We start from the raw sequence: 255 nt of genomic DNA on the forward strand, positions 1-255 counted from the left end.
GCCTAAAAGCGATGACGCGCGATGGACAAGTCAATCGTGACGGTCGCCCTTATCGCTATCGTACGGTCACTCAGCACGACATCGTCACCGGTACAGTAACAGCCCATCCAAAGGGCTTTGGCTTTGTATTATTGAGTGATATGCCTGACCTATTCTTGCATGAAAAACAAATGCGTTGGGTCTTTAATGGCGATACAGTAGAAGCCGTTGGCACGTCAACAGACAACCGCGGTCGTACTGAAGGTCGTATCGTTG

Annotated in this window: 1 pseudogene; it reads left to right on the forward strand. The window is 49.8% G+C overall.

What is annotated here, in order from left to right:
- Positions 1 to 255 (forward strand): annotated as a pseudogene (locus tag AAEY88_RS14520) (ribonuclease R); the annotation flags it as partial.

Source organism: Psychrobacter sp. CAL346-MNA-CIBAN-0220 (assembly GCF_040309805.1).
Lineage (GTDB): Bacteria > Pseudomonadota > Gammaproteobacteria > Pseudomonadales > Moraxellaceae > Psychrobacter.